Annotated in this window: 7 protein-coding genes; 3 read left to right on the forward strand and 4 right to left on the reverse strand. The window is 44.1% G+C overall.

Annotated elements, in window-relative coordinates:
• Positions 1 to 198 precede the first annotated feature (198 nt).
• A complete protein-coding gene (locus DVY93_RS11825; protein WP_198333892.1) occupies positions 199 to 714 on the reverse strand; it encodes a hypothetical protein in 516 nt (171 codons plus the stop codon).
• 249 nt (positions 715 to 963) lie between these two features.
• On the opposite strand from DVY93_RS11825, the gene DVY93_RS11830 reads away from it, so the two are divergent.
• Positions 964 to 1,692 carry a CHAP domain-containing protein gene (locus DVY93_RS11830; protein WP_193004777.1) on the forward strand — a complete coding sequence of 243 codons (729 nt, stop codon included), beginning with the start codon at positions 964 to 966 and terminating at the stop codon, positions 1,690 to 1,692.
• A 174-nt stretch (positions 1,693 to 1,866) separates the two neighbouring features.
• Here DVY93_RS11830 and DVY93_RS11835 read toward each other — a convergent pair whose 3' ends face one another.
• Positions 1,867 to 2,574 carry a hypothetical protein gene (locus DVY93_RS11835; protein WP_230710951.1) on the reverse strand — a complete coding sequence of 236 codons (708 nt, stop codon included), beginning with the start codon at positions 2,572 to 2,574 and terminating at the stop codon, positions 1,867 to 1,869.
• A 203-nt stretch (positions 2,575 to 2,777) separates the two neighbouring features.
• Complete coding sequence (locus DVY93_RS11840) at positions 2,778 to 3,089, reverse strand: YhbY family RNA-binding protein (RefSeq protein ID WP_193004775.1); 312 nt, start codon at positions 3,087 to 3,089, stop codon at positions 2,778 to 2,780.
• A 343-nt stretch (positions 3,090 to 3,432) separates the two neighbouring features.
• On the opposite strand from DVY93_RS11840, the gene DVY93_RS11845 reads away from it, so the two are divergent.
• Both DVY93_RS11845 and ftsH read left to right on the forward strand, forming a co-directional pair.
• A complete protein-coding gene (locus DVY93_RS11845; protein WP_230710952.1) occupies positions 3,433 to 4,065 on the forward strand; it encodes an RlmE family RNA methyltransferase in 633 nt (210 codons plus the stop codon).
• A gap of 366 nt (positions 4,066 to 4,431) precedes the next feature.
• Positions 4,432 to 6,327: an ATP-dependent zinc metalloprotease FtsH gene (gene ftsH, locus DVY93_RS11850; RefSeq protein ID WP_286740686.1), complete on the forward strand. Its 1,896-nt coding sequence runs from the start codon at positions 4,432 to 4,434 to the stop codon at positions 6,325 to 6,327.
• Between the two features lie 67 nt (positions 6,328 to 6,394).
• Here the strand turns inward: ftsH and DVY93_RS11855 are convergent.
• The coding region (locus DVY93_RS11855; RefSeq protein ID WP_230710953.1) for an IS3 family transposase at positions 6,395 to 6,486 on the reverse strand (92 nt) is incomplete at its 5' end.

A 6,486-nucleotide genomic window follows, 5' to 3' on the forward strand; every position in this document is an offset into this window, starting at 1 on the left:
TAGTTAATCTTAACCATCATGCGTTAGGGTAGAGAGTATAAAAGCTGTAGGCGATTTATAAATCATCTGTGGGTGCTGTTCATGATATGAATGGCACCCACAGATGATTTTTTTGTTTGCGCTATTACAAAAACCCAGCGTTGGTAGCGCCATTTTGGGTTTTTAATTACATAACTTTACATAGTAATACGAAGTTTTCTAATGATTGACCAAGCGCAAAAGGGCTTTTTTGAGGTTTTCGTCAGTGGTGACATGCTCTGCGGCCTGTGATATAGTCCGCTTTGTGTTTTGGCTAAGGGCCTGATTTTCATTGGCTTTACAAGGCTTCGATAAGCTTGCTGATAACGCTGTTGATTGTTTAGATGAATAATTATCAGCCGATGTTCTCGCTACGACGACGCGAATTTGCTTGAGTTGTTTAAATGTAATTGACTGCTCTGTTAACACTTGCAAATAAGCGCTTTGTAAATAGCGGATGTGATTCGCAGCAGTCATCGAACCGACACTGAGTGTTAACTGCTCAGAGGTTAAGCCTACGACCCAACAGGTATTGAGGATTTCCTCAGGTAGACAATCTACCAATAGCTCTTTTACTTCATTGGTCGCTTCTATATATAGCCGCATGTTATCAGCAAGTGTTTGAGGTAGTGCGCTACCAGCAAAAGCTTGATGATCTATAAGCTGGGCAAGCCGATTAGGCTGTTTTTTTGACATCGTAATGACTCATCTAATAGGTGACAAACTCGATACTTAGAACAGGCATGCGAAAAGCGACATATAGCAAACGATTTATGGGGCAGTTGACTAGACGCACGATGATACTGGCACTAGTCACTCTGTAGAGAGAGCGAACTGTTGTAACAAGGATTTTATCATGTTTGTTTGATGATTATATCCTCTAAATTAATTGATGCTTTGTCATGGATGACGAGCGCTCTTGTATTAACAATAGGTAGTAAATTTATGAAACAAGCTTTATTAATTTTGTCAGTATTGGGAATGGGTATCGCACAGACGAGTGGTGCTGCCGAAACGACTTTACAACCAAATAATACCTTGAGTCATACCATCACAAATATTTCTACTTCTGCGAACTACGGTTCTAGTCGCAACATCTATAGCACCAATAGTGGCGCTCATGTGTATAGTAACGATGAGATCAGTCAAGCCATTGACAATTTAAGCGCCCACGCCAAGCAAAAAGAATATCAGCTTGCGTCACTAACCAGTCGCTTATCTTATGAGCAACGTCAGCAGCAAGCCAGCCGTGTGCCTGATAGTAACTCTGCGCCTGCTATTGCAGCAGCACGTGCCTCACGAGTGGCGCTGTCTAGAAGCTCTGGCTACTGTGCCCGCTACGTCCGTAAAGCGCTACAATCAGCCGGTTACGAGTTTACTCCTAATCCTTCAGCTTATCAGTACGCCTCGCGCGGCACCCTTGCCCAAGCAGGCTTTACTAAAATTAGTAATGATATGGCCCCTCAAGTGGGTGACGTTGTGGTTTATGATCGTAGCTCAAACCGTCCACATGGTCACATTCAAATCTTTGATGGTAATGGCTGGGTATCTGACTTCCGTCAAAACAGCATTAGCCCGTACAGTGGGGTACATAGTTACACCACGTGGCGTGATTCGCAGTACGTAGATGATGCCTCAGACCGTGGTATCTACCTTGCAATGGCGGATAAATAAACATCCGTTAGAAAAACTAAGCGAACAGTTTTCTCCAAACCCAGTAATGCTCTTTATGACATTGCTGGTTTTTTTTGTGTGCTAGATTTTGAGATTTCATCAAAAAAAGGGCTTTGATTGGCTCATGTGCTTCGTTTTGGTCATTATTTAGAGCAGGTATGTCACCCCATGAGGTTATAGCTTAAATTTTGACCAGTGCTGGCGATTGTGAAAGTCAGGCGGCGAGGCATGGCTTGGGGCAAAATACAAAGTTGTCTTACCAAATTTCAAGATTACGCAAGGATGTATGTGCTCAATTGTAGTATTTGCGATAGCGTACTGTTGATTGGGTAGTTGGGTCAAAGGCAGACCAATACGTCGCTTGTAGCTTACAAGCTTAGAGGCGGTTGGTGGTTCGCTATATAAAGGCAATTCAACGTCGTCGATCCAATCAATACGTGCAAGCGTGCGGCCATCTGTTTGATACAAAGGTGTTGGCGGTAAGGCCGCAGGGTGACGATAGCGCTCAAACTGATAAAGGGCATAACGTCCATCTGGGCTGGCGTTCATTTCAATGTAAGACTCTGTACTGACAGCACAAGCAACGCCGTCGTTGCCCAGTAAGCTACCCGCGATAAAGCACTCAAGGCAGGTGTCTTCCCATAAGTAGTCAAAAAAGCCGACTTTTGCGGCTTGCCATGTCGGCCAGGTGAGTTGATTGGCCAAAGACTGGCTTGGTAGGGTGACGTGATAGGTTAGCTGTAAATGTAATGCGGGCTGTCGCACAACATGAGCACTGACCCGAACACAGATACGTTTTAAGTCCTCTATGGATGACCCCAGCTGTTGGGCATCACTGCCTATCGTCTCAGTGGCGATGCAGAGGGGAAAGATTTGGCTCATAAGCGGATAAGACTCAAAGATAACAATAACGAGAGAAAAGGTTACTTGTCATGTGATTCAATACTAAAAAACAAGGCAGTCCATGACAAGTAGGCAATATAAAAGCCGCGAGCAAGTTGCATCGCGGCTTTTAGGTTTTATCATCACTATTTGCTTATGATATAAGCAGCTACCGTGATTAACAATACGCTTATCACTACGAACTACTGCGCGTGACGTGCTAAGTTAGACAGCTTTGGATTGGCGTTTGGGTTTTGACGTAGCAACAGTGCCATGCGGCCAATAGAATGAACCAAAGAGGCATTTGCAGCCGCAGCAAGCTCAGCACCGATGACATCACGCTCTTCTTTTGTGCCCGCAGGCAGCTTCACTTTTATGAGTTCATGATCTGATAAAGCACGATCAATCTCCTCAATGATGGTTGGGGTCACGCCTTTGTTGCCAATCATGACAATCGGTTTTAGCTCGTGACCAATGCCTCTTAGGCGTTTAATTGTAGCGTTATCGAGTTCCATAGAATTCCTAAGTGTTGATAAAAGTAAAAGACAGTGCTATTGAGAGCAGTTAATGACCATTATAGATAATCTGCGGTCATCTTGCATGAGATCAGCAGGATTTTGCACGATTTTACGTGATGAAAATGTTAAACTGAATGTTTAGTCACATTATAAACGCTACTGTCTTATAAAACAGTGTTTTAACCAATAGATTTGGTCAGTTTAAGACCATAAAACAAATTAATAGCCTGATTGAACACCTATCTACAAGAATCGCACTCCTACGGAAAATATTTCTAAAGTGTAGTAGCGATTTAACAGGTGTGTATTCGTGTTTTGCAAAGTGAGAGGAGCAGGTATTTTGGCCACGCGTATTGAAAACAAAAAATTGTCAAAAAGCAGTAGTGCTTGGATGAAAGAGCATATTGACGATCATTATGTGCAAAAGGCCCAAAAAGACGGCTACCGTGCTCGTGCGGCTTATAAGCTATTAGAAATTAATGAAAAAACCAATCTTATCAAAAAAGGCATGACGGTCGTAGATTTAGGCAGCGCTCCCGGGAGTTGGTCGCAAGTAGCCAGCCAACTGGTGGGTGAAAAAGGGATTTTGATTGCTTCTGATATTCTACCTATGGATGCGCTTGCCGATGTCACCTTTATTCAAGGCGATTTTCGCGAAACAGAAGTGTTTGAGTCGATTATGGCCGAGGTTGGCGACAGACAAGTCGATGTGGTGCTCTCCGACATGGCGCCCAATACGGCGGGCAATAGCGCTATCGATCAGCCACGCATGATGTACTTGTGCGAGCTGGCAGTGGACTTTGCTTTGGCAACCTTACCAGAAGGTGGCGCGCTTATTATGAAAGTGTTTCAAGGGGAAGGTACACAAGAATTACGCAAGCAGATGCAGCATGATTTTAGTAAAATTCGTAGTATTAAACCTGGCGCGTCACGGCCACGTTCGAAAGAGATGTTTTGGGTTGCTATTAAATAGTTTTAACATCAATGAGTTACTGGTCTTGTAAGTGCAATATTGAACCACCATAAAGTACCCTAATTAGAAAATGAAAAGCGCTACAATCGTTAACTGAATAAAAGCGAAACTTGCTTGAATTATGCAGGTCAGCACCACATATCATGGTATATTAACTTTGTTTTAAGCATACGTTTTAGGCAAAGTCGTCTGATAATAAACGCTTAATGTGCTCGTTTTTTATTAAGTTAGATCTATTGCAACATTTTTGTTGTACAAGTCTGAGTCAGAAGTTTTGATATCAGGATATTTAGTAAGATGAGCAATGCGTTTATAGACGTCACGTGTTTAGTAAACACACCAATAAGTAAGGGATGGGAATAACTAGTGAGCGACATGGTAAAAAATACCTTATTGTGGCTGGTGGTAATCGGCGTTTTAGTGCTGGTGTTTAGCGGTTTTGATCAGTCATCTGAGCCGGATAGCCTTAACTACTCTGAGTTTGTGACCGCTGTGTCAGAAAACCAAGTAGCCAGTGTTGAAATCGATGGCGAGCAGATCACCGGCGAGAAGAAAAATGGCTCCTCTTTTGAGACCATTAGACCAGCTGTGTCAGATGATGAGCTGATGCCAATGCTGCGTGAGAACCAAGTCGAAGTCCAAGGGACTGCACCAAAGCGTCAAAGCGTATTGATGCAATTACTGATAGCCAGTTTCCCAATACTCTTGATTATTGGTTTGTTTTTATTCTTTATGCGTAATATGCAAGGTGGTGCTGGCGGTAAAGGCGGCGGCCCTATGAGCTTTGGTAAATCAAAAGCCAAAATGCTAACTGAAGATCAAATCAACGTCAATTTTGAAGACGTGGCTGGCTGTGAAGAAGCCAAAGAAGAAGTGGTCGAAGTGGTCGATTTCTTACGCGACCCAGATAAGTTTACCAAACTTGGGGCAACGATTCCTCGCGGTATCTTGATGGTCGGTCCACCGGGTACAGGTAAAACGCTATTGGCAAGAGCCATTGCGGGTGAAGCTAAGGTGCCTTTCTTCTCAATCTCAGGTTCTGACTTTGTTGAGATGTTCGTTGGTGTCGGTGCCTCACGTGTCCGTGACATGTTTGAACAAGCGAAGAAAAGCGCGCCTTGCATCATCTTTATTGATGAGATTGATGCGGTCGGACGTCACCGTGGTTCTGGTATGGGCGGCGGTAATGATGAGCGTGAGCAGACCTTGAACCAGTTGTTGGTGGAAATGGATGGTTTTGAAGGCAATGAAGGGGTGATCGTTATTGCTGCCACCAACCGTGCTGACGTGCTTGATAAGGCGTTGTTACGTCCAGGTCGTTTTGACCGTCAGGTACAAGTGGGTTTGCCAGATATCAAAGGTCGCGAGCAGATCTTAAAAGTGCATTTGAAAAAACTGCCAAATACCATTGCTGTCGATGCAGGCTCTCTTGCCCGTGGTACGCCTGGCTTTAGTGGTGCCCAGCTTGCTAACTTGGTCAACGAAGCGGCGCTGTTTGCTGCCCGTCGTAACAAGACTAGCGTCGATATGAATGACTTTGAAGATGCGAAAGATAAGCTGTATATGGGTCCTGAGCGTAAATCTATGGTGATACGCGAAGAAGAGCGCCGTGCAACCGCTTATCATGAAGCCGGTCATGCCTTAGTGGCTGAGTTGCTACCGGGTACAGATCCTGTGCATAAAGTCACGATTATGCCTCGTGGTTTTGCCCTTGGTGTCACCTGGCAGCTGCCAGAACACGACCAAACAAGCATGTATAAGACAAAAATGCTGAGCGATATCGCTATTTTGTTTGGCGGTCGTATTGCTGAAGAGGTCTTTATCAATCAAATGTCAACGGGTGCCTCTAATGACTTTGAACGTGCGACTAAAATGGCACGCGCAATGGTCACTAAATATGGGATGTCAGATGCGCTTGGTATCATGGTGTATGAGGATGATGACAGCTCGCAAGGTTACTTTGGTTCTAGTAGCCGTACGATTTCAGAAGCCACTCAACAAAAGGTCGATGAAGAAGTACGCCGTATGCTAGAAGAGCAGTATGATATTGCCCGTGAATTGATCGAAGGCAATCAAGAAAAAATGCATGCGATGGTTGATGCCTTGATGAAGTGGGAAACCATTGATCGAGATCAACTGCAAGATATCCTAGCAGGTGAAGACCCTCGGCCACCAAGAGTTTATCAGCATAACGAAGTAAACTTATCAAAAAATGATATCAAGACGTCTGGTTCAACACCGCCACCGTTACCAGCGATGTAATGAATCGATAGTTGATAGAAAAAGCCCTTTTTAATTGAACTGACCCCCGAAACTTGGACGGTTTAGTTTACCCCAAGGACTGAGTTCTGTACTGTACAGGGCTCAGTCCTTTTAGTTTCAATTGAATACGCTCATGGTTGTAATAATGAATGTACTCAT

Origin of the sequence: Psychrobacter sp. CCUG 69069, assembly GCF_021023115.1 — a bacterium.
GTDB lineage: Bacteria > Pseudomonadota > Gammaproteobacteria > Pseudomonadales > Moraxellaceae > Psychrobacter > Psychrobacter namhaensis.

What these genes read in the sequence shown, in the direction of transcription:
- DVY93_RS11825 (WP_198333892.1), bottom strand. Translation starts at nt 714, where the DNA reads ATGTCAAAAAAACAGCCTAATCGGCTTGCCCAGCTTATAGATCATCAA.
- DVY93_RS11830 (WP_193004777.1), top strand. Translation starts at nt 964, where the DNA reads ATGAAACAAGCTTTATTAATTTTGTCAGTATTGGGAATGGGTATCGCA.
- DVY93_RS11835 (WP_230710951.1), bottom strand. Translation starts at nt 2,574, where the DNA reads ATGAGCCAAATCTTTCCCCTCTGCATCGCCACTGAGACGATAGGCAGT.
- DVY93_RS11840 (WP_193004775.1), bottom strand. Translation starts at nt 3,089, where the DNA reads ATGGAACTCGATAACGCTACAATTAAACGCCTAAGAGGCATTGGTCAC.